The sequence below is a fragment of the Halorhabdus salina genome (genome assembly GCF_013839425.1).
Taxonomy (GTDB): domain Archaea; phylum Halobacteriota; class Halobacteria; order Halobacteriales; family Haloarculaceae; genus Halorhabdus; species Halorhabdus salina.
Map to the genome: position 1 here is coordinate 92,787 of NZ_JACDNP010000006.1, position 25,933 is coordinate 118,719.

Here is a 25,933-nt window from a genome sequence, read left to right on the forward strand (position 1 = left end):
TGCGAAAGTCCTAATACTGCCAGGCGAGTGGCTCCGCTACCTGACTGTCCATGTTACACTACGTCATTACATGTTGGAGCGGACGGCGACAGTCCCACGACGGCGACGGACTGGTATCGAGAGGTGAGACATGATCGTCGGGGCCCCGTCTGCCCCGGGCGACGAAACACGCGTTGGGATGGTGCCCGCCGTCGCGGCGGACCTGATCGACGCTGGCCACGAGGTCCACGTCGAGAGCGGGGCCGGCGACGCCGCTGGCTGGGCCGATGACGCCTACCGCGAGGTCGGTTGCAAGATCAGCGACGATCGCGGGCACGTCATCGCAGACGCCGACGTGGTCTTCGAGGTCGCGGCACTCGGTGCCGTCGAGGAGGGAGACTCCGGGCAGTATCGTGACGACCAGGCCGTGATCGGGATGCTCGGGCCCTTCGACGCCGCCGACGAGCGGGTCGAACAGGTGGCCCAGATGGGCGTCGACGCGTTCGCACTCGAACTCGTCCCGCGAATCAGTCGGGCCCAGAGCATGGACGCCAATTCCTCGCAGGCCAACGTCGCCGGGTACAAGGCGGCCGTCCAGGCTGCCGACACACTGGGACGGATGGTTCCGATGCAGATGACTGCGGCCGGGACCGTCCAGCCCGCCGAGGTCTTCGTCATCGGGGCTGGCGTCGCCGGTCTGCAGGCGATTTCGACGGCCGATCGCCTCGGCGCGTCGGTGAAGGCCTACGACATCCGGCCCGAAGCCCAGGAAGAAATCACGAGCGTCGGTGCCGAGTTCGTCGAACTGGACGTCCACGCCGACGAGGCCAGCGACGAGGAGGGTCACGCCACCGAGCAAGACGAGGAATTCTACCGCAAACAGCGCGAGCAACTCGGTGACGTCGTCGCCGAATCGGACGCCGTGATTACGACCGCAGCCGTCGCGAGCGGCGAGGCCCCGCGGCTCGTCACGAGCGAGGCGATCGCCGCGATGGACGACGGCTCCGTCGTCGTGGACCTGGCCGCTGCCGGCGGCGGGAACTGTGATCCGACGGTGCCCGACGAGCGCGTCGACCACGAGGGCGTGACCGTCTTTGGCCCCACGAACCTGCCGGCGACGGTCCCGCGGACGGCGAGTCAACTGTACGCCAACAACCTGGTCAACTTCGTCGAGAACATGCTCGAAGACGGCGAACTGGTGATCGACACTGACGACGAGATCGTCGACGCTACCCTTCTCACGCACGACGGGACCGTCCGGAATCCCCACCGTGACGACGAGTCGACGGGCAGCGAGGCGGACGACGGTGACGGAGACGGAACCGAAAGCGATGGGGATGGACAACCCGATGAACCGGGCGACACCGACGGGGGTGGGGAGACGTGAGTCTCGTCACTAACCTCACGCTGTTCGTCCTGGCCGCGTTCTTGGGCTATGAGATCATCACGAAGATCCCGACGAACCTCCACACGCCGCTGATGTCCGGGGCCAACGCCATCTCGGGCATCACGCTCCTGGGCTCGGTCCTCGTGGCCGGGTCCGGTGAGACCATGCTGGCGACCGTTCTCGGGGTATTGGCGGTCGTCATGGCGACGATCAACGTCGTCGGCGGGTATCTCGTGAGTCACTTCATGCTCTCGCAGTTCAACCGGGGTGGGCGCTAAATGGCCGACGGCGTTCTCGGGCACCTGCCCCCGTCGGCGCTGGAACTCGCCTACCTGGTCGCGGCGATCTTCTTCATCCAGGGCCTGCGAGACATGACCCATCCCCGGACGGCCACGCGCGGGAATCTCATCTCCTCGGGCGGGATGTTCCTGGCCGTCCTCGCGACAGTCCTCTATTTCGAGATCCTCTCGCCGGTCCTGCTTGCGGCCTCGTTGCTGGTCGGTGGCGCGGTCGGCGCGTGGCTGGCCGTCAGTGTCGAGACGACGGAGATGCCCCAGCTCGTCGGGTTGTTCAACGGCTTTGGCGGCGGGGCTTCCACACTGGTTGCCGGGGCGGAACTGGTCGACGCGGTCGATCCGGCAACGACTGCCAGCCTCGGCCTCGAGTTGACCACCACCGCAGCCATCGCAGGTATCGTCGGGACGGTCACGTTCTTTGGCAGTCTCGTCGCCGCGGGCAAACTCCACGGGCTCGTCGGTGACTCGCCGATTCAGGGCCGGACCAATCAGGTCATGCAGGCCCTCTTCTTCGCCGCTGCCGTCCTGGCCGGCCTTTTCTTGATCGTCCAGTCCGGCCTGCTCGGCGAGGCGCCGGTGGCCGAGTGGTTGCCCGCCTACTGGGCGCTGGTCGCCGCCGCCGCGATCTTTGGCATCCTGCTGGTCTATCCGATCGGCGGCGCGGACATGCCGGTCGTGATCGCGTTGTTGAACTCGATGTCGGGCCTGGCCGCCGCCACGACCGGGTTCGTCCTCGATAACACGGCGCTGATCGTCGCCGGGACGCTCGTCGGCGCGGCCGGGTTGATTCTGACGTTCATCATGTGCGATTCGATGAATCGGTCCCTGACAAATGTCCTCTTTGGCAGCATGGCCGAGGGGGGCGACGAGGACATGGAGGACATCTACGAGGGCAATATTACGGAAACGTCACCAGAAGAGGTCGAGATGATGCTCGACGCCGCAGAACGGGTCGTGATCGTCCCCGGCTACGGGATGGCCGTCGCCCAGGCCCAGCACGCCGTCGCGGAACTGGCCGACCTGCTCGAAGAGACCGGCGTCGACGTCGAGTTCGGCATCCACCCCGTCGCCGGCCGGATGCCCGGCCACATGAACGCCCTGCTGGCCGAGGCCGATGTCGACTACGAGCAGATGCGTGAACTGGAGTCAGTCAACCCCACGTTCTCCCAGACGGACGTGGTGATCGTCACCGGGGCCAACGACGTGGTCAACCCCTCGGCCAAAGAGGACGAGGGGAGTCCGATCGCCGGGATGCCTGTCCTCGAGGTCTGGGACGCCCGGTCGGTGATCGTCAACAAGCGCAGCCTCTCGCCCGGATTTTCGGGCATCCCCAACCCGCTGTTCGCCAAGGACAACACGAGTATGCTCTTTGGCGACGCCAAGCAGTCGATGCAAGACCTGGTCGACGCCTACAACGAGAACCACTGATCGCGGCACGCGGCACGTTTGTCCGCTCGTCACTATTCGTCGTCGGCCGATTCGGTTTTCACGATAGTCCCAACTAGCCCGCCGAGGCCACGCTCTAGTAGATCTCCCAACGTGAGGACGTACCGCTCGATGGCGAAGATGAGGCCGATGATTCCAAGAAAGGCGAGTCCCCCGACGACCCGGCCGCTGGCGAGAAAGTCCAGTGCGATGACGGCGATCGGGGCGACGATCACTGCCGTTCCGGCGCGGCCGATCGTCTCCATGATTCCGGCAGCCATGAGGGTTACTTTCGTCCCGGTCGGCAAAAGCGTCTCGCAGTGGTCGTCACGGGTCGAATTCAGTCATCTCCGGGACGGGATCGGACGGCTCGCCGGCACGTGTCGCCTGATAGGCCAGCCGGTAGGCTCGAAGTTTCCCCAGCAGGTAGTATCCGAACAACCCGTCGAAAGCGAGGACGAAGATCACGATCGCCGCCAGTGGTCCGATCGGGAAGTTCCGGGCAAGTGCGAAGGGCACGACCGAAACCAGCGCGTTGTAGGTGGCGTGGATCAGGGAGGCGACGACCAGCCCCTTGATGACGATCGGGCCGGCGTCGTCGGGATTGAACTTCGCCAGGCCGAGATAATAGCCCGCGATCGCCGAGTAGATGACGTGTCCCGGGCCGGCCAGCGCCCGGACCGTGGCCGCCGAGCCACCGGTCGCGAGGACGGCCACTCCGCCCTCGCCCACCGTCGCGCCGGTGATGTAGATCGCGTTCTCGATCGTGGCGAAGCCGAGGCCGGCGACGGCCCCGTAGACGGCACCGTCGACGACGGCGTCGAAGCGATCGTCCCGGAACGCCCCAAGTCGGACCGCCAGGAGCTTGACGCCTTCCTCGACCGGGCCGACCACGAGATAGAACATGGCGACAAGCCCGAAGAACGGATCACCGACCAGCGTCCCCACTGCGAGAAAGACGGGATCGAAGATGGAGTTGACAATCCCTGCAAAGCCCGCAAAGAGGACCCCAAGCAGGAACGTCCTCACGAGCAGGCTGATTGGCTCCTGGGTGGTCACGTCGGCCCGCCAGACGTAGGCCGCAAGCACGAGTGCCGGGACGGCCGAAAGGACGGTCAACGCCCCGACGACGGGATCGGTCACGGTCCCGAGCCCGCCTAGAAGCAGTTGGGCGGCGAGAATCGCCACTGCCAGGAGGATGACGATCGATCGGGCCAGGACGGCAAGGCGTCGATGAATCCCGATCGCGAGGTGATCGAGCCACGACCGGGGGTTCCACTCGACGACATCGTAGAGGTCGAGGGTTCCGTCGTGAGCGCGCTGGATCGGATCGCGCTTGGTCATGGTGGGGTCTGTGCGTGGCGTCGGGAAGTGTCTGCCGGCGGTCCCGGGCGCAGCCACGTGACCGAGGCACGTATCGTCGCCGGTTGTCGGTGTCCACTCGGCAGGAATGGACCGCCATCGCCCGTCGGTTTTAACCGCTGGCGGCCGAAGCCGACGTATGGATCCGTCGGTCTGTGTGATCGGCGGCGGGATCGCTGGGGCAGGGGCGGCACTCGCGCTTCCCAATACCGCCGACGTGACCGTCTTCGAATCGCGTTCAGTGGGTGGCCGGCTCGCCAGTCGTCGCCGCGAGGGATGTATCTACGACGTGGGGACCGACCACGTGCTCCTGGCCGATGCGGACCTTCGGGACCTGGTCACTGACGCTGCCGGTGACACCCTCGTCGAGATCGATCGGCCCGTCAAGCAGTTCGACGCGGACGGGACGATCAGCGAACGACCCGAGGAGTTTCCCCGCTTCAGCGGCCGGGACGGGATCGACAGTCTCGTCCGGTCGTTGCTCGATATCAGCGGCGCGCGCGTCGAGGAAGGGGCGACAGTGACGACGCTCGATCGTCGGGGCGGGCAGTGGGTCGTGACCGTCGCCGGCGAACGACGCGCCTTCGATGCGGTGGTACTCGCTGTCCCGGCCGCCGCCGCAGTCGTGCTGTTCGAGGGGGCTGACTGGGACGCTGCCGTCCGGGGCGAGCTCGCCCGAGCAGCCGACGACATTGCCCATCGGACGATCGACGTCGTGGCTCTGCACTATCCGTTCGCCTTCGAGGCCGAGTACTACGGACTCGTCAGTATCGAACGCGCCAGCGACGTCGTCTGGATGGGACGCGAGCAGTGCAAACCCGGTCACGTCCCCGACGGTGAATCCGTCCTGACGCTTCAACTGGGGTCGCTGTGGTCTGCGGCCAACGCCAACGCAACGGCCCGAGAGACGGCGATCGAGTCGGCCCACTACGTCGCGCGCCTCGTCGGTGACGACCGCCTCCGTGAACCCGATTGGTGGGATCACCACCGGTGGGGACGGGGCGTGCCGACGGCCGGGCTGGACGCTGCACTGCACAACCGAACGCTCGACGCTGCTCTCGCGATCGCCGGTGACTGGGTGGCTGGCGTCGGGCAGGCCCACGCTGCCCTGGCGAGCGGGCTCCGGGCCGGTCGCCAGCTCGCGGATCGGCTTGGGTGTGAACCCAACGCGTAACGGGAGGGTTTTGTCCCTCGATCGGATAGCGACCGTATGACTCTCCGTGCGGGTGTCCTCGCTGTCCAGGGCGACGTCAGCGAACACGCCGAGGCCGTCAAATCGGCCGCTGAGACCCACGGTGAGGGCGTCGACGTGGTCGAGATTCGGGAAGCAGGACTCGTCCCGGAGTGTGACGTCCTCTTATTGCCCGGTGGTGAATCGACGACGATCTCGCGGCTGATCCACCGTGAGGGGATCGCCCCGGAGATCCGCGAGCACGTGGCTGCGGACAACCCGGTTCTCGCCACCTGCGCTGGCTTGATCGTCGCCGCCCGCGATGCCGGCGACGAGCGCGTCGACACGCTCGACCTGCTCGATATCACCGTCGAGCGCAACGCCTTTGGTCGCCAGAAAGACAGCTTCGAAGCGCCACTGTCGGTCGACGGGCTGGACGACCCCTTCCAGGCGGTGTTCATTCGTGCGCCGGTCATCAGTTCGGTCGGTGACGCTGACGTCCTCGCCACCTGGGAGGACCGACCCGTGGCAGTCAAGGACGGGCCGGTCGTCGGAACCTCGTTCCATCCGGAACTGACCGGTGATCATCGGATTCACGATCTCGCCTTTTTCGAGTAGCGCCAGGACGGCCGCAGTACTGACGCGTTCGGACATTGTCCCTCAAAACAGCCGGTGGGTGACGCAGCCGAGCTCCTTCAGATTTTACCGCTTCAGAAAACACAGTTCGCCCAATCATAAAAATATTTTCGCCTATTCCCGGCTGACGGGAGAATACCGCCGGCTTATCGGTTCGGTAGTTCAAACGCGGCCCAACGGATGGAACCACCCAGTCAGCTATTCGATGTCGCGTTTGGGGCCGGGGCACCACTGGACGGGACGGCACTGTTCTTACCGGCAGAGTTCGCCAGCCGGGTCCAGTTCGGCTGGACGATCAGTGTCCACATTCTCTTTGCTGCCCTGTCGATCGGGCTTGCCCCGTTCATCGTCTACTTCACGTGGAAAGCAATCAGGACCGATAGGGACCGCTACGAACGGTTGCGCTCCTTTTGGCTGAAGGTCTTTGCCGTCGGGTTCGTCATGGGAACTGTCACCGGAATCCCGATGAGCTTCCAGTTCGGGACGAACTTCCCGCAGTTCTCGGCGGTCGCCGGCGAGTTGATCGGCGGACCCTTAGCCTTCGAGGCCAAGATGGCGTTCTTCTTAGAAGCCGTCTTCCTCGGCGTGTTGCTCTTTGGCCGCGAACGGGTTAGCGACCGGACCTATTTCCTCTCGTCAGTCCTGACTGGCTTTGGCGCGTGGCTCTCTGGTTTCTGGATTCTGGTCGTCAACGCCTGGATGCAGACGCCCCAGGGCTACGAGATGATCACGCGCAACGGGATGGAGGTCGCACAACTGACCGATCCGATCGCCGCGTTCTTCACGCCACGGATGACCTGGATGTACGTCCACATGATCAACGCGTCGGTGATCGCCGTGGCGCTGCTGGTCGCGGGCGTCGCCGCCTACATCATCTGGAAGAAGCGCGATGCGAAAGCCTGGCAGACGGCCTTGAAGATCGCCGTCCTGATCCTGATCGTCGCCGCGCCGCTGCAGGCCGTCCACGGTGATGCCTACGGCCGCCACGTCGAGGACACCCAGCCTCAGAAATTCGCCGCCATGGAGGGGCACTACGAGACGGGAACAGCCGATCTGCACCTCTTCGCGATCCCGACGAGTACCGACGCAATCATGGATCCCAGCGAGGAGAACCTCTTTGCGATCAGTCTCCCCCGCGTCGGGTCGTTCCTTGCAAGCGGTGGTGACTTCGACGCGGTCGTGAAAGGCCTCGACGAGTACGAACAAAATCCCCCAGTCCCGCTCGTATTCTGGTCGTTCCGGTTCATGGTCGGGCTGGGATTCCTGTTCATCGGGCTGGCCTTCTGGGGCGGCTATCTCATTTACCGTGACCGACTGTCCGACAGCAGCCTGTATCTAAAACTGATGATCGCCGCGTCGCCGCTGGGATACGCTGCCCTGCTCACGGGGTGGTACGTCACGGAGATCGGTCGCCAGCCGTGGGTGATCCAAGACGTCCTCAAGACGAGCGAGGCCGTCTCCTCGACGCTTTCCTCCACGGAAGCTACAGCGAGCCTGGTCGCGTTCGTGGTGATCTACATCGGCCTGGTCCTGGCCGCGCTGTACACCCTCCGGTGGCTGATCGAGGGCGAACTCCGGGAACTAGGCGTCGAGGAGTCGCCAAACGATCACTGGTACGGTCCGATTCCGGAGCTTCCGGGGGTGGGAAACGATGAGTAAGCCGTTAGTGATCCCGGTCGATCAGTATCTCCATCCGTCGTTGCCCGACGTTTGGTTCGGGGTGGTCATGTTCGCCCTGGCGATGTATGTCGTGCTGGACGGCTTCGACTTCGGCATTGGTATGCTGTATGCGACCCGCGAGGACGACCACGATCGGGAGACGCTCCTGGCGGCGTTCGGGCCGATCTGGGACGCCAACGAGGTGTGGCTGATCGCTTTCGGAACGATGACGCTCGCCGCCTTCCCGGACGTCTACTCGCGGCTGCTGGCCGACAACTACCTGATCGCACTCGGCTTCGTCCTCGCGCTGCTGTTCCGTGGCGTCGGTCCGGAATTGCGCGAACAGCGCGAGGACGAGCAGTGGCAGCGGGCCTGTGACTGGTCGTTCGTCGGCGGGAGTATCCTCGCGCCGTTCCTGTTCGGCGTCCTGGCCGGCTCGTGGGTGTTCAGTGTGGGCGCGATCTCACTGCCCGCGATCCTGACCGGCGTCGGCCTGGTGGCCGTCTCGGCGGCTACCGGTGCGGCGTTCCTGGCAGCCAAGACCGGGCCTGCACTCGCCGAGGAGATGCGCGATCTCGGCATTGTCGCGACGCTCGCGTACCTGGGCGGCGTGGTCGTCCTGCTGGCAGTCGTGATCTGGACCGACGCTGGCGGGGCCGCGAGTACGATCCTCTCGGTTCCCGGGGTCGCCATCGTCGGGCTCTCGGTCGTTGCGGGTGTCGCCGGGATCGTCCTCGCGCTCCGGGATCGCTACAGGGCGTGGCTCGGGTTCGCACTCGCCCTGCCGGTACTGTTGAGTTTGCTCGTCGCCCTCCTGCTGTACCCGGAAATCTATCCCGCGACGGCCTCGGGGACGGCGCTGACCGTCGAGATGGCCGTGGTCTCGCCGCTCGCGTTGAACCTCACCACGATCCTCGGGTTCCCGGTACTGCTGGTCGTCCTGTGGTACTTCAAGTTCCTTTATAGCGTGTTCAGCGGGCCGATAGAGAGTGAGGGATACGGCGCGTAGCCGGGTGGCCGTCGCAGTCGCCGAATCCCCGGGGCCGAAACGGCCATTTGTCCCCCGCCCGACGGTGTCGAACGTCCGATGGTACGCGCGAGGATGGGCACGTACGTCGACTACCGGGTGAGCCTCGCCTACGTCGGGACAGTGCTGAAGTACATCGGCGTGACGCCGCTGTTCCCGCTCGTCCTATCGCTGTATTACGGCGAGGACCCACTCCCGTTCCTCGTCGCGAGTGTCGTCATGGTGTTGGGCGGCCGGGTGCTCGAAGCGGTCGACTCCGGGGACGATCTCGGCAACCGGGAGGCGTTCCTGCTCGTGAGTCTCGCGTGGCTCGTCGTGCCACTGGCGGGGACGATCCCGTATCTCGTCGCGGGGACGGGTACCGTCGCGGGTCCCGTCAATGCCCTCTTCGAGAGCATGAGTGGGTTCACCACGACCGGCGCGACCGTCCTGGGGGATATCTCGGTCGACCGGCACGGCCACGCGATGATGCTCTGGCGCCAGCTCACCCAGTGGCTCGGTGGGATGGGCATCCTCGTGTTGATGGTCGCGATCCTCCCCGAACTCTCGGTCGGCGGCGCGCAGGTCATCGACCAGGAGGCTCCTGGGCTGTCCTTAGAGAAGCTGACGCCCCGGATCCAGGTGACAGCGCGCGTCCTCTGGGCCATCTACGCCGGGTTCACCGTCCTCGCGGCGGTGGTCTACTACGCACTCAACGTCGCCGGAATCGCGCAGAACATGGGGCTGTACAACGCCGTCGCCCACGCGCTGACGACGCTGCCCACAGGCGGCTTCTCGCCGGAAGCCCGGAGCATGAAGGCGTTTGTCCCCGCCGTCCAGTGGGTCGTGATGCCGTTCATGTTGATCGCCGGGACCAACTTCGCGCTGTTCTGGTACGTCCTCCGGGGCGATCCCCGAGAGCTGATCGACAACACCGAGTTCCGGTCGTACTTGCTCGCCGTCGCTGGGGTAGGGGCAGTCCTCTCGGCACTGTTGTTCGCCGGTGTCGGCCTGGCCGGGACGCCCGCGAACGTCGGCACGATCGTCGGGAACACCGAGAACGCCCTCCGGCAGGGGCTGTTCCAGGCGATCGCGATCGTGACGACGACCGGGTACGCGAGTATGGACGTCAATACCTGGGATCCCGTCGCCCAGACGATTCTGCTGTTCGCGTACTTCCTCGGTGGGTCGGCGGGCTCGGCCGCCGGCTCGATCAAGATCGTCCGGTGGGTGCTCGTCACGAAGGGCATCGACCGCTCGCTGTTCACGTCGATTCACCCTGACGCAGTGCGGCCGATCCGGCTGGGCAAGGAGATCGTCGACAACGAGACCGTCCGGGACGTCTTCGCGTTCGTCGCGCTCTTTCTCGTGATCTTCGTCGTCTCGACGGTCCTGCTGTACCTCGATAGTCTCCGGACGCCCGAGGTAACGCTATCCGGGCTGGACGCGATGAGTGTCGCCATCGCCACGCTTGGCAACGTCGGCCCTGGCTTTGGCGTCGTCGGGCCGATGGATAGCTTCCTGCCGTTTTCCGACCTCGGGAAGCTCTACATGACATTCCTGATGTGGATCGGCCGCCTGGAGGTGCTCTCGGTGCTGGTGATCTTCACGCCGACGTTCTGGCGGGGATGACCCGGGAGTGACCGCACTTTGCTTCGACGCGCTTAGGGGCCGGCCCCGCGTGGACTCGGGCATGACCGACGACGCAATCCTCGATGAACTGTTCGCCGTCATCGAGGACCGCAAGGAGAAGTTGCCCGAGGATTCCTACACAGCCGACCTGTTCACCCACGAGAAGGGCGAGAACGCCGTTCTGGAGAAACTCGGCGAGGAATCGACGGAGTTGCTACTGGCGGCCAAGGACGACGATCGCGAGGAGATCGCCCACGAGAGCGCCGATATCGTCTATCATCTGCTGGTCCTGCTTGCGATGAACGATATGGATCTGAGCGATTTGCGGGCGGAGTTGCGCGAGCGACGGTAGCGAGGTCGGGCGAAGCGAGACCTCAAAATGAATACCGAAGGTGAGGCCTCGAAGAACGCCCTTTTACCCGGTGACAGCCTACCCAGCGTCAATGAGCCATCCATTCGAGACTCTGCCGACGACGCCCACGTCGGAGGAACTCATCGACAAAGCCTTCTCGCGGGCCGCCCGGGCGGGCCGGGCCAAACAGGGCCACGAGGCCCAGGAGTCGATGCTCCAGACGGCGTCGAACATCCTTTCGGACAATTTAGAGAACGTCGTCACGGCCTGGCCGGATTTCGACGATCTGGATCCGTTCTACCGGCAGTTGGCCGATGCCGAGAGCAGCGTCGACGACTTGCGAAAGCACCTCTCGGAGGTCACCTGGGCCAGCCGGAAAACCGACGACATCCGCGACGAGTACCAGTCTCGGCTGCGCAACGCCGACACCGACGGGGCCCGGAAACTCCGAAAGCAGGCCTTCGCGCGTCTGGCGGACGTCACCCGCGAAGTGAGCGACGACCTCGCGGCGCTCGGAGAGGCCCGAAATGCCCTTCGGGTGTTCCCGGACATCCGGCCCGACGAACCGGCGATTGTCGTCGCGGGCTACCCCAACGTCGGAAAATCGTCGTTCGTGAATCGGGTGACACGGGCCGATAACGAGATCGCTGCCTATCCGTTCACGACGACCCAGATCCACGTCGGCCACCTCGAACGCGATCACATCCGGTATCAACTGGTGGACACGCCGGGACTCCTCGATCGACCGCCCGAGGAACGCAACGATATCGAGACCCAGGCGATCAGCGCGCTCGAACACCTTGCCGATACCGTGCTCGTCCTGGTTGATGCCAGCGGCGAGTGTGGGTTCCCGATCGATGTCCAGCTGGACCTCCGGGACGATGTCGTCGAACGTTTCCAGGACGCTCCCGTCCTGACGATCGCCAACAAGGCAGACCGATCCCGTGACGTCGAGGCCGACCACTATATGAGCGTCACTGAAGACGACAACGTCGAGGGTGTCCTCGATGCGGCGATCGACGCCGTCGGGTACGAGCCTGAACTACCCTTCGAGGAGTGATGATCGGGGTGTGACGAGTTCTATTGTTTGTCTGATTGGTTCCTTACACGGCAGTCGCGTTGTAGATAACTTGCACTGTTGCCGAGACGTCGACCGGTCCGCTCTCGATGGTCGTCGACGTAGCGACGTCCCCGGATTCTGTTGCCATCATCGCCTGTTCGACGCGGTAGGGCCGGACGCTTACGTCGTCTGCACTGATCGAAGCTGCGCCTTCGATCGTTAGGTCGGCACTCCCGGCGAGCGTTTCGGCCTCGCCACGGGCCCGGCCCATCGCGTTCTCTAAGGCCTCCTGGCGGAGTTCGTGCCGGCGCTCCTCGGACAGTGTGAAGGAGACGCCCTGGACGCGATTGGCCCCGCTGTCGACGACGCCGTCGATTACCTTACCGACCCTGTCTGGATCGTCGAGCGTGATTTGAAAGGTGTGGACGGCTCGATATTCGGTGGTTCGTTTCGTTTCGGATCGTTCCCGCACCTCGCCGATGTCGTAGTGGACGGTTTCGATATTGTCGTCGCTGATTCCACGCTCGTCGAGCGTCGATCGCAGCGCGGTGACGTTCTCGGCGACTCGATCCCGGGCGGTCGTGGCGTCCTCGGCCGTCGCCACCACTCCGACACGGAGAAGCGCCTGATCGGGCTGGGCCGAGACCTCACCCGACGCGCCGACTTCGATCTGTCGGTCTGGTTGGTCGGTCTGTGCGACTGGCGAGACAGCCGTTGCCACGCCGACCGCCGCCAGGAGCGTCACGGCGACGATCGCTACTACGAATACTGATCTGTTCGTGCGCATCACTACCCCCTTCGACCCGGGTCTAAAAACACCTATCTCAAGCTCAAACGGTCGTTTGAGCTATCACGCCGTCTCGGTCGTCACGTACCTGACCTCGATGGTGAGATCCGTCGCGACGATGGTGTCCAGGCGCTCGTCGAGTCGATCGACCAGATCGGGGGGTCGATCGCCGGGGGACACACCGACGGTGATCTCGACGCGCTGTGGCTGCTGGAAGAACAGGCCGCTCGATCGCTCGACCGACACGTCCTGAACAGTCACCCCGGGGGTCTCGGCGACAACATCGTTGACTCCCTCGTCGATCTGACCGTCCACTGTGGCCCGCGCGTACGTATCGTACGTGACGCCGCCGAGGAACACCGACAGGACGGCGATCGCGACAACGAGCGCCAGGACGCGCTTGAGCGTACTCGCGCGGGCGTCGTCCTCACGGAACCAGTGGGTCGGTCGGTACCCCAGGTACCACAGCACCGCCAGTGCGGCCAGGTTGATCGAGAGGACGTTCACGAGCGTCAACACGCCCGAGCCGAGGCTGACGGTCGGCAGGCCCCAGGCGATTCCGATGCCGACGGTCGCGGCCGGTGGGATCAACGCGACGGCGATCATCACGCCCACGAGGGCGGTCGAGACGCCCGTCGAGAGGCTAACCACGCCCGCGACGCCAGCACCCAGCGCGACCACCAGCGAGAGGAAGTCCGGCAGCAGTCGTTCACGGATCGCCGGGGTCGCCGTCACGTCGAATCCCGGCGGGATCAAGTAGAGATTGCGCACCAGGAATGCGAAGACGGCGGCACTGAGCACCGCCAGCGCGAGGCCGGCGACCTGCAGCCCGACGCCGCGCCGGAACAGCGCCTCGTCGTCGACAACGGTCCCGACGCTGGCTGCCATCGCCGGGCCGATCAGCGGTGCGATCACCATCGAGCCGACGATCACTGCCGGCGAGTCGAGCAAGAGCCCAGCGGTGGCGATCACCGCCGAGACAACTGTCAGGATCGCGTAACTCCAGGTCGCCGGTGCGAGATCGGCGGCCTTGGAGGTGAGTTCCTCGCGAGCGATGCGTTCCTCGTCGCGTTCCTCGGCGTAGCGGTCCTGTAACTCCTCGAAGCGTCGCGAGATGACCGTGTTTGCCTCGACGACGACGGTGTACGCTTGCTCGTCGATACCAGCCTCCCGCAACCGTTCGAGAACGGGTTCGACGGCGTTGGTCGGCAACGGGACGTACGCGACGGCGGTGTACTCCCGCCCGCTGGTCTCGTCGGTGAGGACGTAATCGACGTCTTCATCGTCCAGAGCGCCCTCGATGGCCTCGCGTTTGCCGGCGGGGATCGTGATCTGGACGAGTCGCACACCCGGCCCGTCGGCCGGTACGCCCATATACCTGTGGTTGCTCGCGCTGTCGAGTCAGCCGCGACGTGTGCCTACGCTTTCACCATCCGGGTGAGGAACTCACCGCTCTTTGCGAGTATCACGGCGCGCCGTCCGTTCGGCCTCCTCGCGGGTCATCGTGTCCCGCTTGTCGTGTTCTCCACGAACCAGGGCGTAGAGGACGATCGGGAACGCGACCCCGATCACGAGCACCAGGACGACGATTACGCCGGCAGCCATCAGCCGAGGAACACGTCGACGATGTCGCTCGTCCCGGACGTCGTGTCCCGATAGAGCTCGGAGTACCCGCAGTTGGTACACGAGACGACCTTGAAGCTGTTCGTCTGAATGTCGAACATCTTGCTCAACCCGCCGCCGGTCGTCGAGATCTCGCCGACGTCGGTCTCGGTGTGACCACACTTCGGACAGCCACGGTCGGAATCAGTTGCAGGGACCATACCAGAACTCTGCTGGACAAGCGAGCATAAACCTTCTCCCGGCGATAGAAACCGAGGTGTCTTTCCCATCAGATCCAGTAAAGTCGATATGTTCGAGACGCGGCCGAATCGGGGGAGTGAGGTCGTCCTCGCGGGGCGATCGAACGTGGGCAAGTCGACGCTCATGCGGGAGCTGACCGGCCACACCTTCGATACCGGCCAACGGCCCGGGGTGACCCGCGAGCCGAATCATTACGACTGGACGAGCCAGGACTTCGTCATCACGGACCTCCCCGGCTTTGGCTATATGGAGGGCGTCCCCGACGAGGCCCGCGAGCAGATCAAGACCGACGTCGTCCACTACGTCGAGGAATATGCCGAGAACATCCTCGTGGGGATCCTCGTCGTCGACGGCAAGAGCGTCATCGACATCATCGACCGTCACTCCGGGCCAGATGAGATCCCCCACGACGTCGAACTGTTTCACTTCCTCCGGGAAGTCGGGATTCCGACCGTCGTCGCCGTCAACAAGATGGACAAGGTCGACGATCGTGACGAGCGCCTGGACGCCCTCTGTGATCGCTTGGGCCTGCATCCTCCCTGGAAGCAGTGGCAAAACACGATCGCACCGATCACGGCCAAACGCGGTTCGATCGATACCCTCAACGAGGCCGTCCGCCACCACCTTCACGAGGCCGAACGCGACGACCTCTTTCAGTTCTTCTAAGACGACCTGATTTCCACCTTTTTACTGCGGAGGGTCGCCGGCGGCGACCCTCCTTGCAAAAATCTGGACCAAAAATGTCCGAACTCGCGGCTTCGCCGCGAGTTCGGCGAAACGCGCCGCTCTGCGGCGCGTATGCTCCTCGAATCGTTCGGTGAAGTGCAAATGCTCACAGGGTGTTATCGACTAATTTACACAGGAGTTTATTTCAGACGGTTTGAAATTGAATCGACTACTCTGTATGGGTGCGAACTGATCGCGGGCATTGGCGTGAGCGGAGCGAGCGCGATTCACTGAATCCGAGCGAAGCGAGGATTCAGCTTTTTCACCCATGTTTTTGCCGCGAGCGGTTCGCGCGAAGCGCGAACCCGAGCGGGAAAAAGATGGTCTGTAGTGAGCGAATCGGCTGGGTAGCGAACGGGGCTGTAAACCCTCCTAAACCGTCCCCTGACCGGCCACTTACTCGACGGCTTTCGGGCCATCTTCAGCTGCCGGCAGGTCCCGGGTGGCAACAATGTCGACACCGGTGTCACAGACGTTCTCGACGATCACGTCACCGAGTTCGACCGGGGCCTCGACCTCGACGGCCGCGATCTCGACCATCGCGTCCTCCAATTTCGGTTTGGGCATCGGCTGGGCGGACTTTACGGGCACGCGAGGGAGGACGCCGCCCGTGACTCGGGCAGTCGTCGGCAGGATCCGGGTCGGATTCCGGTATTCCTCTTTGGCGTACTCGGCCCCTCTGGGGCAGGTGTTGCCCTCGATCGATTGAATCTCGCCGTCTTCGACGTCGATGGACACGTCACAGCCGACCGGGCAAGCGATACAGGTAATCTCGACGGTTTCGGTACTCATCTAGATCTCCTCCTTCGGGACGACGTCGACTGTAAGCCGATTCTCCGGGAGGTCTTCAAGCGCCTCGGTGTCGAGATCGACGGTGATCATCTCGCCCGGCTCGGCCCGGCGCTCGAACTCGCGGGCCAGTTGCTCGTCACCGCTCTCGACCGTGACGAAAACCTCGTCCATCGGTGCGTATACCCGGAGATACAGCGGGAGTTCCTCTCGATCGTCGTCGACGTTGCTGATTCGTTCGGGGACGACGTAGCTCACTGCGCCGGTGGACTCGATCTCGATCGGCTCCTCGCGGACCTCGATGTCGCCTTGGAGCTGTTTGGCGACCGAGCGACCCGCGATCATGCTCTCCTCGGTCACCCAGTCGACCAGGTCGTGGACGTGCAGGACGTTCCCGCAAGCATAGATGTCGTCGACGCTGGTCTCGCGGCCGTCGTCGACGACTGGGCCACCGGTGACGGGATGCATGTCTACACCAGCGCCTTCCGAGAGTTCGTTTTCTGGGATCAACCCGACCGACAGCAAGACGGTGTCACACTCGATGTCGTACTCGGTGCCGGGGATCGGCTCGAAGTCGTCGTCGACCTCCTGGACGGTGACGCCCTCGACGCGTTCGTCGCCGTAGATCTCCGTGATAGTCTGCTGGGTCCGCAGCGGGATGTCGAAGTCCTCCAGACACTGGACGACGTTGCGCGTCAGCCCGCCGGTGTAGGGCAGGATCTCCAGGACGGCCTCGACGTCGGCCCCCTCAAGGTACATCCGCCGGGCCATGATGAGCCCGATGTCGCCCGAGCCGAGGATGACCGCTTTCTCGCCGGGCATCTTCCCTTCCATGTTGATGTAGCGCTGGGCGGTCCCGGCGCTGAAGACGCCTGCCGGTCGGTCACCGGGAATGTCCAGGGCCTCCCGGGTTCGCTCGCGACAGCCCATCGCCAGCACGACGGCCTCGGCGTCGATCTCCGTCAGGCCGTCGTCCTCGCTGACGGCATACACGAGCTTTTCGTCGGTCACTTCCTCGACCATCGTGTTCAGCCGGATGTCGACGCCGCGCTCGGCGACGTTCTCGATGAACTCCTGGGCGTATTCGGGCCCCGTCAGCTCCTCGTCGAAGTAGTGCAGGCCAAAGCCGTTGTGGATACACTGCTGGAGGATGCCCCCGAGTTCGAAGTCCCGTTCGAGGATCACGATGTCATCGACGCCGTGGTCGTAGGCTTCCTGGGCCGCGGCCAGTCCGGCCGGGCCGCCACCGACGACCACCAGATCGTGTTCCTCCCGGCGGATCGCACTCTCGGCCGCGGCGGCCGACTGCGTCGATTCAATGGCCTCGGCCTCGGTTTCAGTCATCGGCGCGCACCTCCTCGCCGTTCTCGGCCAGCAGTAGCTCCTTGGTTTCACCGATCAGGACCTCCGACCCGTCGTCTTCGAGTTTGATCTCAGTCTCATCGACGCCGAGTTCCTCGGCGAGGATCTCGACGACGCGTGGTTGACAGAACCCGCCCTGACAGCGCCCGGCCCCGGGCCGGACCCGGCGCTTGATCGCGTTGATCGTTCGAGCGCCGACCGGCTGGTTGATCGCGTCACGGATCTCGCCCTCCGTCACCGACTCACACCGACAGATGATCTGCCCGTAGTCGGGGTCCTCCTCGATCAACGCGGCGTGTTCGGCGTGGCTCAAGTGCCTGACTTTCGGTGGCCCCGAATAGTGTGGGTCGAACGTCGGATCTTCTGTGAGGTCGCCACGGAGATCCGCAACGAGATCGGCAACGTATTCGGCGATCGCTGGCGCGGAGGCCAGTCCGGGCGACTGGATGCCGGCGGCGTTGATGAATCCAGGCTCCTCGCGTTCGATCTGAATCCGGAAGTCGCCGGTTTCCTTGATCGCCGGGCGCAGGCCAGCGAACTCTCGGATGACGTCGTCTTTCGAGAGGTCAGGGACGGTCTTCTGTGCGCCCGCGAGGACCTCGTCTAGGCCCTCCCGTGTCGTGGCCTTCTCTGTCGGATCGCCGACTTCCTCGGCGTTGGGGCCGATCATCACGTTGCCCTCGTCGGTCGGCGTCACGACGATGCCTTTGCTGACTTCCGAGGGGACAGGAAAGATCGTCCGCTGAACGTCGACATCCATCTTCTTGTCGTAGAGGTAGTACTCGCCCCGCCGTGGCGTGATCTCGAAGTCGTCGACGCCGACCATCGCCGAAACCTCGTCGGCATAGAGCCCCGCCGCGTTGATCACGACATCGGCCTCGATGTCGCCTGTGACTGTCTCGACGCGGAAGGTGTCGCCAGTCTCCGTGATGTCGGTCACTTCGGCGTTCAGTTCGACCGACGCCCCGTTCTCGACGGCGTTGTTGGCGAAGGCGGCCGTGAGTTCGAAGGGGTTGACGAGGCCAGCCGTGGGTGCCCACAGCGCGGCGATGGCGTCGTCGTGCAGCGTCGGCTCCAGGTCCTGAAGGCGCTCGCCCTCGACGATTTCGAGGTCCTCGATGCCGTTGTCCCGCCCCTTTTCGAGCAGCGACTGGAGTTTCGGCCGCTCTGACTCCTCGGTGGCGACGACGAGCGCGCCACGCCACTCGATCGGTACGTCGAGTTCGTGCTGGATCCGCTCGTGATACAGTTCGTTACCCCTGACGTTCAGTCGCCCTTTCAGTTTCGCTGGATCTGCGTTGAATCCGGCGTGCAACAGTGCCGTGTTTGCCTTGCTCGTGCCGGTACAGACGTCCGGGGCGGCTTCAAGCAACACGACATCGACCGTATACTGGGATAGTTCGCGGGCGATAGCTGTGCCGATGACGCCACCGCCAATGACTATCACGTCCGTTGAGGCGTTCATGGTGAATGTCCTGGCCCGAGTGGTGGGCTCTTGGGTCCCGGTCCGGGTGGTGACCGGTGTGTACTCTCCCGTATAAAAATCGTCCCGGCGCTATTTATTCGTTGTCAGGATTCCACGGTTCTCGGGATCGTGCCCTGGCATTTCGTCGAATCCCGCAGGGGGACGCTCTATCGGTCGCTGAAGCGCCCGTTCGACCCTGCGGCTGGCCGATATCGCCAACGACCGCTCCCAGAGACGAGCGGCTGGCCCGCCGGCGACCGCAACCCAGAACACGCAGGCCGCGGGTCAGTCAGGCGACGTTGAAGCCTTTCTCACGGAGGAAATCCTCGACGCGCCCGGTGTGATTGCCCTGGAGTTCGATCTGGTCATCCTCGATAGTCCCCCCACAGGCGAACTTGGACTTGAGATCCGAGGACAGACTGTCCATGTCGACGTCGTTGGGATCGAACCCTTCGATGATCGTTACCTCTTTCCCGTAACGGCGCTCGTCGATGTGGATGTTGATTTCCTGGGATTCTTTGGCGACGTCTTCACAGACGCAAAGTTCCTCAGGAAGCCCACACGTCGAGCAGACTTCCGACATTACAGTCCGAAGTTGGGAAGCTTCATATTAAACACTGTCGGGACGTACCACGGTTCTGGGCATACGCAACTGACGCCACTCGATTATTAGCCGTCGAGATAGGATGGGAACGACGGCCGATACCGGATATCACCGATCTAGTTGGCAGTGTCTCACTCGTTGATGATATCGCTGACCAGTTCGACAGCTTCCTCGGCCATCGAGTCGTCGATCTGGCCACCGTACCGTGCCCGCTCACGGATCGCTGCGACACGGTGGACGCGTTCGCCCGCGTCGATGGCATCGAGATACGCTCGAACGGTCTCTCCCGTCCGTCGCTCGCGATGGTCTCGTGCCAGCACGTACTCCAGACGCTCGAAGGCGCGTTCGACGTCGGCGGCGGGATCCGTTCGCGGCTGCCAGCGGAGCCATAGCGCCCGGTAGCCGCGCTGTGTCAACCCACTCCGCCGGGCCATCCCGACGACGCCGACCAGGGCGAGTGCGCCAAGCGCCGTCTCTTCGGCGGTGGGTATCTTGGGTGACGTCCCGGCCGCATCGTCGTTATCCTCGTCACCTGCCTGTTGGGTCCTCGACGTCTGTCGGTCTGTGGCTATCGTCGCGTTACTCTCCTGTGCCATGCCGCCTGGCGGCGTGGGAATTTCGAAATCAGGTGGGAGATTCGATTCGGTGCCGTTTTCCTCGGTCGGTGTTGGCGTCGGTGTCGGCGTTGGCGTCCACTCGCCGTCGTCGCTGCCCCCCGAATCGACGTTTGCGGCGTTTCTCTGGCGCGCTGTTTCGAGATCGCCCTGCTCGGCGTCTTCGCGTGGGCTGGCTGGTGTCGGATCGAAGCGAACCCAGCCAACATCCGGGAAGTACACTTCGGTCCAGGCGTGAGCGTCGTGGCCCCGAACGACCCACTCGTTCTGCTCGACGCGCTGGCCCGACGTGTATCCCACGACCATCCGGGCGGGGATGCCCTGGCTGCGGAGCATGGCGGCCATCGTCGTCGCGTAGTACGTACAGTAGCCCCGCTCCATCTCGAAGAGGAACGCGTCGGCGATTGAACCCGACGGCTTCGAGACGTTCAGCGAGTACTCCCGGTTGGTTTCGAGCCACCGCTCGATCACGCGAGCCGTGTCGTAGGGGTTGTCAGCGTTCGCCGTGAGTCGATCCGTTCGTTCGGTCACCCGATCAGGCGTACTGTCCGGTAACTGGAGATACATTTCCTCGACTGTCTCCGGATACGTCTGGCCAGCCGTCCGGAGTTCTCGGAGCGTCGCGACCGGCACTTCACTCTCGACGCGGTACGTTTCGTTGGCGTCGAGCCCTCGCTCGGGCTGGAGGCCACCCAGACGCGTCACACGGGCCGCCGAGGCGGCCGGCCCGTCGACGGCCGTCGGTCGCCAGACAGCCGGCATTGCTTGTGTCTGGCTTATCACCGTGTACGCCTGGGTAACCGTTCGACTCCGGCCCGGGACGTCGCTGAGACGGCGATCGAGCGGTCCCGTGTTCCCGCGTCTGACCCAGCCATCGCCCGTATACACGTTGAAGGCGTTGACCCGCCAGTACGCCGCGCTGGTACTGTTGACCCGGTATCGGACCTTTGAGGACAGCTCCAGGCTGCCGGCGACCGACAACTCGTTGTCGACATTCAGGAGATTCCCTTCGAGTGTGCCAGCAGTTCCGCCCCCTCCTCCGGCAGGCCCCTGCAGCCCGGTGTCGGGCGAGAACGTGTATGCTAGCCCTGTCGGGACGACAGTGATCGTCGCCGACAGGACGATCGTCAACGCGATGACTGTGGCGACAACGTCTGCGTCGCCGACAGTGCCGCCGAATCGATCGAGATCACCGAGACCGACCAGGGAAACGACGCCGACGACGCCAAGCAGCGTGAGCGTCGGCGCGGCGTCGCCAGTCAGGACGAAAAACGAGAGCGTCCCGCCGCCCACGACCGCGCTGGCGACGTAGCGCCGGCGAACGGCGAGATACCACGTGAGAAACACGGGCGCGGGCGTCACGGCCAGGACCCAGGCTTCGAGGTTGACGATCCCCAGCACGGACTGGCCGGTCAGCAGCGCGACTGTATAGCGGACGTGGGGCCACGGGTCAAGCGAGTCGATACCAAGCTGAGTGAGATACCAGCCCATCCCGACCGAGAACAGGGCAATCGAGAGCCAGACGGCGTGTTTGACGCGAAGGATCCGGGCCAACAGTGTTGCCCCGCCAAGTGCCAAAATAACACTTACCAGGACTGTTCCGGGATCGCTGATCACGTCGATCACGTGATAGAGCACCCCGACGAACGAACTGATGACGACGAGTCCGGCAGCGAGGGCGACCAGTCGAACCGGGGCGACACCAGTTCGTTCAGCGACCGTCATGCCGTCCTCACCTCCCGTTGGGCTCCGTCATCGTGATTGGTCTCCGTCCCGGGCGGGGTGGCCTGTCGATCGTCACCGCGCAACTGTCCGTAGAACATCGAGTGACCCTCGAAGCCAACACGGACGCCACGCTGCTTTCCGGCGATTTGTACGTCGGCGTGCGCCCAGGCAGTCTCCGGGACTGCACCCGGGTCGGCTTTGGCCAACGTGTGGAGCAACCGCTCACGATGGCGTGGGCCACGATTCGGTTGGAGGCGGTCACCGGGCAGTGTCAGCCCGACTTCGAGGCCGGCGTCGAGCAGGAAGACGGCGACGCTCGCCGCCGCGCTCGCTGCCTCGTCGATCGTCGAGTCCGTCGCACTGGTCGCGATTTCGATGGCCCCTGCCGTCTCCTGGCCGGTATATTCCGTGACGACGAAGTCGGGTAGTCGCTTGGCACTCGCCTTCCAGGCGATGTCTCGGAGTGGATCGCCGGGCACGTATTCTCGGAGGTGGTCGATCTCTTGGCGTTCCGGTGTCCGGGCCTGCTCGATGATCGCCCCCAGGGCTGTCGAACCGGCGATATCGTGGATCGTCGGGTACACTAGCAGTGGCGTTCTGTCCCCGACTTCATACGTTTCGTTGAGCAGTCCGAACGGATCACGGACGCGCACGGTCGCTGGCCCGATCCGATGGTGGCCGCGGCGGGTTAGCGTCACCTCGTATGCTGTCTCGAAGGGGATCGCTCCAGTAGCGTCGTTGTCGGCGCTCTGGAGGCCGTCCGGCAGCGGGTCGGTTAGGTGGACGATTGTCCCCCGCGATCCAGTCACCTGGAGTGAGACCGACCGTTGGTCTCCGGGAAAGCCCGATCGCGGTTTCGAGCGGTCGACACTCGGCGGATCGGCAAGCCGGAGTTGGACGGCCCCGACGGCGATCGTTATCACTGCCGTGACGGCAATCGCATTCAGCGACCGACTGCCAAACGCCCAGCCCATGCCGACGGCGGCAATCGCCACACCAACCGCCGCCGCGCCACGTCGCGTCAGCTCCATCGCTCACTCGACGGCTACTGCGTCGAGTGTTTCTTCGAGCAATACCTCAGAGCCAGTGTCCTCGAAGCCGGTCCTGATGCGGTGGGGGAAGACGACTTCGATCTCCGTCTGGATATCGTCCGGGATGACGTACTCTCGCCCTTCCAGGACCGCCCGGCCTTGGGCAGCCCGGAGCAACAGGAGTGACGCCCGGGGGCTGGCCCCGAGATCGGCGTGCTCGCGCGTGTACCGAGACAGTCGCGTAATGTAGTCTCGGACTGGCTTCTCGACAGTAACGCTCGCTGTCACCTCTCGGGCGCGTTCGAGGTCTTCGAGCGTGGCGACCGGCTTGACGTCCTCGATCGGATGATTGCCGACCACCTGCCCGAGCATTGCACTTTCCTCGGCTTCCTCGGGGTATCCCAGCTTGAGCTTCTTCATGAACCGGTCGAGTTCGGCCATCGGGAGGTCGTAGGTCCGATCACGTTCGACGGTGTTCTGGGTCGCGATGACGGTGAATGGCTGGGGGACCGCGTGGGTCTCACCGTCGACGGTGACCTGGCCTTCCTCCATGGCTTCGAGCAGCGCGGACTGGGTTTTGGGTGGCGCACGGTTGATTTCGTCCCCCAGGACGACGTTGGCGAAGATCGGGCCCTGTCGGAATTCGAAAGACTGGGTTTGCTGGTTGTAGATGCTCGCACCCGTCACGTCGGAGGGCAGCAAGTCTGGCGTGAACTGGACGCGCTTAAACGAACTGTCGAAGGAGGCCGCGATCGCTCGCGAGAGCATCGTTTTCCCCACGCCCGGCACGTCCTCGAGCAGGACGTGCCCATGGCCGAACATAGCCGTGAGAATGTGTTCGATGACGTCCGGGTGGCCGACGATGACGTCCTCGACGCTCTCGACGACGCGAGTCGCAATCTCACCCACTTGTTCAACATCACGATCCCGCTTTCGACTGGTGGCCGTGGGCTCTGAATCCGTCATCGTCCACCCTGTCTCAGTGGCACGTCGGTCGCGTACCTGTCTCGATACGACTGCCTGGGGCCGCCCGACTGGGCAGCCCGCTCACTGTCGTCGGGGTGATCTTTCCTCGACGACGGACTCATTTGCCGGCTGTGGACGCGTCCCATGGGTATGTACACCATCCTACGGGATTGCCGCACTTGTGGGTCACGGTCGGGGTGGGTTGAGTTCGCTGTGCCCGCCGTCACCGTCGGCGAACCGACCGGAACGACCGCTTTCCCGGCTGGCAGGTCTCGATGAGCGGTGACTTGACTCGTCGCCCTGGCGACGAGCCAGCGACTGGCAGGTGTGGTTTTCAGCGCGAGAAATCGCGAGTGGGTATTTAACCACGTACACTGCATACCAGCGAATGCTTCGATGCTCGCCGACCGAACCCAAGGCGTCGATCAGCCGGACCCGCTGGTGGTGCTCGTCGTGGACGACGACCCTGCAGTCCCAGACGTCGCCGCGACGTACCTCGAACAGCGCCTCGACGCCGTCGAAACGATCGCCGAAACATCCCCCCTGACGGCACTCGATCGCGTCGAGTCTGACCCCTCGATCGACTGTCTCGTGAGTGACTATCAGATGCCCGAAATCGACGGGCTCGAACTCCACGAGCGAGTGGCCGATCGCCGGCCTGACCTACCGTTCATCCTGTTTACGGCTACAGCCATGGCAGATCTCCAGCGCCAGGTTGCGGGCACGGGCATCGTAGCGTTCGTCCAGAAAGACGGCTCAGCGGAGACGTTCGACCAGCTCACTGCACACGTCGAACAGAGCGCGACCTGATGGGGACCAACACGCTCCGATCACGGACCGACCGCCGTCTGGCTGGACACCAGCCGGGGCTGCCCTAGTGGCGGCAACGCCGGAGCGCATTTCTCTCTGGCTGGTGTAGATGCATGAGTGACTTCCCTCGACGCCCTCGAAGACTTCGCCCGCCGCGACTGGGCGGAGTACAACGGCGACGGAACCGTTCGCGTTGCCCTGGTCGGTGCTGGCTGGTTCACCCGTGAGTGGGCACTCCCCGGCTTCCAGCGGGCCGATCACACTGACCCGACGGTCGTCGTCGATACCCGCCCCGAGCGGGCAGAGCGGCTCGCCGACGAGCACGGATTGATGCCGCTCACGCCCGAGCAGTTCCACGATGGCGCCGCCAGGGACGAGTACGACGCGGTGTACGTCTGTACGCCCAATGCCACCCACCTGCCGTACGTCGAGCGGGCGGCGGGCTTTGGCAAGGACATCCTCTGTGAGAAGCCGATGGAAGCAAGTCTCGACCGGGCGAGCGAACTCGTCGAGATTGCTGCGGACGCCGGCGTGACGCTACTGATCGGCTACCGGATGCACACCGATCCCGTCCTCCGGCGCGCGAAAGAACTGATCGAAGCGGGGACGATCGGCGACGTCGTCCAGGTCCACGCCAATATGTCCCAGCGGATGCTCGCCGAACTCGATGGCGATCCGGCCGATCAGTGGCGACTCGACCCCGACCTGGCCGGCGGCGGCGCGATGATGGATATCGGCATCTACCCGCTGAACACGACCCGGTTCGTCCTCGGGGCCGACCCCGTGCAGGTCTCGGCCTCGACTACCGCCGTCCACGAGGAATTCGACGCCGTCGAGGAGCAAGTCGCCGTCCGGGCGACCTACGAGGGTGGCGTGCCCGTCCTCTTTACCGCCAGCCACGACGCCTATCACGACAGTTTCCTTCGGGTGACGGGGACCGAGGGTGTGATTGTGCTCGATCCAGCGTTCTTCGAGCGAGAGGACCGGGACATGGCGATTCGGATCGACGGCGAGCGAATCGATGTCGACGTGACCAACGTCCATCAACTGGAAGAAGAGTTCGCGTACTTCGCGGACTGTCTACTGAGCGGGCGGGAGCCGTATCCCGACGGCGAGCACGGCCTCGTCGATATGCGAGCGATCGAGGCGATCTACGAGTCGGCTGAGACGGACGAAACAGTCAGGATCGAGAACGCCGTGGTTTGATTGATGGGGACGTCACCTGT

26 protein-coding genes are annotated in these 25,933 nt (G+C 64.3%); 13 read left to right on the top strand and 13 right to left on the bottom strand.

All coding sequences use genetic code 11. The features are described 5' to 3' along the window. The first annotated feature begins 130 nt into the window (after positions 1 to 130). The 3 genes from HZR20_RS09730 to HZR20_RS09740 are packed head-to-tail and all read left to right on the top strand — an operon-like array spanning position 131 to position 3,090. A complete protein-coding gene (locus tag HZR20_RS09730) occupies positions 131 to 1,366 on the top strand; it encodes an NAD(P) transhydrogenase subunit alpha (RefSeq protein ID WP_181686396.1) in 1,236 nt (411 codons plus the stop codon). Then, a complete protein-coding gene (locus HZR20_RS09735; RefSeq protein WP_181686397.1) occupies positions 1,363 to 1,644 on the top strand; it encodes an NAD(P) transhydrogenase subunit alpha in 282 nt (93 codons plus the stop codon). The genes HZR20_RS09730 and HZR20_RS09735 overlap by 4 nt, the downstream gene beginning before the upstream one ends. After that, complete coding sequence (locus HZR20_RS09740; protein ID WP_220132730.1) at positions 1,645 to 3,090, top strand: NAD(P)(+) transhydrogenase (Re/Si-specific) subunit beta; 1,446 nt, start codon at positions 1,645 to 1,647, stop codon at positions 3,088 to 3,090. A gap of 32 nt (positions 3,091 to 3,122) precedes the next feature. Here HZR20_RS09740 and HZR20_RS09745 read toward each other — a convergent pair whose 3' ends face one another. Continuing rightward, positions 3,123 to 3,368, bottom strand: a complete 246-nt coding sequence (locus HZR20_RS09745; protein ID WP_181686398.1) for a DUF7533 family protein — start codon at positions 3,366 to 3,368, stop codon at positions 3,123 to 3,125. A gap of 46 nt (positions 3,369 to 3,414) precedes the next feature. Beyond that, positions 3,415 to 4,431 carry a PrsW family intramembrane metalloprotease gene (locus HZR20_RS09750; protein WP_181686399.1) on the bottom strand — a complete coding sequence of 339 codons (1,017 nt, stop codon included), beginning with the start codon at positions 4,429 to 4,431 and terminating at the stop codon, positions 3,415 to 3,417. Between the two features lie 157 nt (positions 4,432 to 4,588). Here HZR20_RS09750 and HZR20_RS09755 point away from each other — a divergent pair, with 157 nt between their 5' ends. From HZR20_RS09755 to HZR20_RS09785, 7 genes are all read left to right on the top strand, one after another. Next, positions 4,589 to 5,623 (top strand): FAD-dependent oxidoreductase, encoded by a 1,035-nt coding sequence (locus HZR20_RS09755; RefSeq protein ID WP_181686400.1) that lies wholly within the window; start codon positions 4,589 to 4,591, stop codon positions 5,621 to 5,623. A gap of 36 nt (positions 5,624 to 5,659) precedes the next feature. Next, positions 5,660 to 6,238, top strand: coding sequence for a pyridoxal 5'-phosphate synthase glutaminase subunit PdxT (gene pdxT, locus HZR20_RS09760; protein ID WP_181686401.1), 579 nt, complete (start codon positions 5,660 to 5,662; stop codon positions 6,236 to 6,238). 198 nt (positions 6,239 to 6,436) lie between these two features. Beyond that, positions 6,437 to 7,915: a cytochrome ubiquinol oxidase subunit I gene (locus tag HZR20_RS09765; RefSeq protein ID WP_181686402.1), complete on the top strand. Its 1,479-nt coding sequence runs from the start codon at positions 6,437 to 6,439 to the stop codon at positions 7,913 to 7,915. Next, entirely contained in the window at positions 7,908 to 8,924 is a 1,017-nt protein-coding gene (locus tag HZR20_RS09770) for a cytochrome d ubiquinol oxidase subunit II (protein ID WP_181686403.1), read from the top strand. The genes HZR20_RS09765 and HZR20_RS09770 overlap by 8 nt, the downstream gene beginning before the upstream one ends. A 78-nt stretch (positions 8,925 to 9,002) precedes the next feature. Beyond that, complete coding sequence (locus HZR20_RS09775) at positions 9,003 to 10,553, top strand: TrkH family potassium uptake protein (protein WP_181686404.1); 1,551 nt, start codon at positions 9,003 to 9,005, stop codon at positions 10,551 to 10,553. 61 nt (positions 10,554 to 10,614) lie between these two features. Beyond that, positions 10,615 to 10,905: a phosphoribosyl-ATP diphosphatase gene (hisE, locus tag HZR20_RS09780; protein WP_181686405.1), complete on the top strand. Its 291-nt coding sequence runs from the start codon at positions 10,615 to 10,617 to the stop codon at positions 10,903 to 10,905. A 91-nt stretch (positions 10,906 to 10,996) separates the two neighbouring features. Then, positions 10,997 to 11,965 (top strand): NOG1 family protein, encoded by a 969-nt coding sequence (locus tag HZR20_RS09785; RefSeq protein ID WP_181686406.1) that lies wholly within the window; start codon positions 10,997 to 10,999, stop codon positions 11,963 to 11,965. A 43-nt stretch (positions 11,966 to 12,008) separates the two neighbouring features. On the opposite strand, the gene HZR20_RS09790 is transcribed toward HZR20_RS09785, so the two are convergent. The 4 genes from HZR20_RS09790 to HZR20_RS09805 form a co-directional block, all read right to left on the bottom strand. Beyond that, positions 12,009 to 12,752: an SIMPL domain-containing protein gene (locus HZR20_RS09790; protein WP_181686407.1), complete on the bottom strand. Its 744-nt coding sequence runs from the start codon at positions 12,750 to 12,752 to the stop codon at positions 12,009 to 12,011. A 63-nt stretch (positions 12,753 to 12,815) separates the two neighbouring features. Next, complete coding sequence (locus tag HZR20_RS09795) at positions 12,816 to 14,099, bottom strand: TIGR00341 family protein (RefSeq protein ID WP_181686408.1); 1,284 nt, start codon at positions 14,097 to 14,099, stop codon at positions 12,816 to 12,818. Between the two features lie 99 nt (positions 14,100 to 14,198). Next, the gene (locus HZR20_RS09800; protein WP_181686409.1) at positions 14,199 to 14,357 is read right to left on the bottom strand and encodes a hypothetical protein; all 159 of its coding nucleotides are present in this window, start codon (positions 14,355 to 14,357) and stop codon (positions 14,199 to 14,201) included. Continuing rightward, complete coding sequence (locus tag HZR20_RS09805; RefSeq protein ID WP_181686410.1) at positions 14,357 to 14,575, bottom strand: zinc ribbon domain-containing protein; 219 nt, start codon at positions 14,573 to 14,575, stop codon at positions 14,357 to 14,359. The genes HZR20_RS09800 and HZR20_RS09805 overlap by 1 nt, the downstream gene beginning before the upstream one ends. An 88-nt stretch (positions 14,576 to 14,663) precedes the next feature. Between HZR20_RS09805 and engB the strand changes: the two genes are divergently transcribed. Continuing rightward, a complete protein-coding gene (gene engB / locus HZR20_RS09810; RefSeq protein ID WP_181686411.1) occupies positions 14,664 to 15,281 on the top strand; it encodes a GTP-binding protein EngB in 618 nt (205 codons plus the stop codon). 456 nt (positions 15,282 to 15,737) lie between these two features. On the opposite strand, the gene HZR20_RS09815 is transcribed toward engB, so the two are convergent. The 7 genes from HZR20_RS09815 to HZR20_RS09845 all read right to left on the bottom strand — a co-directional run bounded on the left by HZR20_RS09815 (position 15,738) and on the right by HZR20_RS09845 (position 23,897). Then, entirely contained in the window at positions 15,738 to 16,133 is a 396-nt protein-coding gene (locus HZR20_RS09815; RefSeq protein WP_181686412.1) for a DUF1667 domain-containing protein, read from the bottom strand. Further along, positions 16,134 to 17,474 (bottom strand): NAD(P)/FAD-dependent oxidoreductase, encoded by a 1,341-nt coding sequence (locus tag HZR20_RS09820; RefSeq protein ID WP_220132732.1) that lies wholly within the window; start codon positions 17,472 to 17,474, stop codon positions 16,134 to 16,136. It abuts the gene before it with no gap. Further along, entirely contained in the window at positions 17,467 to 18,957 is a 1,491-nt protein-coding gene (locus tag HZR20_RS09825) for an NAD(P)/FAD-dependent oxidoreductase (RefSeq protein ID WP_181686413.1), read from the bottom strand. The genes HZR20_RS09820 and HZR20_RS09825 overlap by 8 nt, the downstream gene beginning before the upstream one ends. Positions 18,958 to 19,246: 289 nt before the next feature. Next, positions 19,247 to 19,540: a stress response translation initiation inhibitor YciH gene (gene yciH, locus HZR20_RS09830; protein WP_181686414.1), complete on the bottom strand. Its 294-nt coding sequence runs from the start codon at positions 19,538 to 19,540 to the stop codon at positions 19,247 to 19,249. A gap of 152 nt (positions 19,541 to 19,692) precedes the next feature. After that, positions 19,693 to 21,900 carry a transglutaminase TgpA family protein gene (locus HZR20_RS09835; RefSeq protein ID WP_258560414.1) on the bottom strand — a complete coding sequence of 736 codons (2,208 nt, stop codon included), beginning with the start codon at positions 21,898 to 21,900 and terminating at the stop codon, positions 19,693 to 19,695. Beyond that, on the bottom strand, positions 21,897 to 22,931 hold the full coding sequence (locus tag HZR20_RS09840; protein ID WP_181686415.1) for a DUF58 domain-containing protein: 1,035 nt from the start codon (positions 22,929 to 22,931) through the stop codon (positions 21,897 to 21,899). The genes HZR20_RS09835 and HZR20_RS09840 overlap by 4 nt, the downstream gene beginning before the upstream one ends. Before the next feature lie 3 nt (positions 22,932 to 22,934). Further along, positions 22,935 to 23,897: an AAA family ATPase gene (locus HZR20_RS09845; protein ID WP_181686416.1), complete on the bottom strand. Its 963-nt coding sequence runs from the start codon at positions 23,895 to 23,897 to the stop codon at positions 22,935 to 22,937. A 396-nt stretch (positions 23,898 to 24,293) separates the two neighbouring features. Between HZR20_RS09845 and HZR20_RS09850 the strand changes: the two genes are divergently transcribed. Continuing rightward, positions 24,294 to 24,707, top strand: coding sequence for a response regulator (locus HZR20_RS09850; RefSeq protein WP_181686417.1), 414 nt, complete (start codon positions 24,294 to 24,296; stop codon positions 24,705 to 24,707). A gap of 117 nt (positions 24,708 to 24,824) precedes the next feature. Beyond that, on the top strand, positions 24,825 to 25,913 hold the full coding sequence (gene gfo6, locus HZR20_RS09855; RefSeq protein WP_181686418.1) for a D-xylose 1-dehydrogenase Gfo6: 1,089 nt from the start codon (positions 24,825 to 24,827) through the stop codon (positions 25,911 to 25,913). Positions 25,914 to 25,933: the final 20 nt, after the last annotated feature.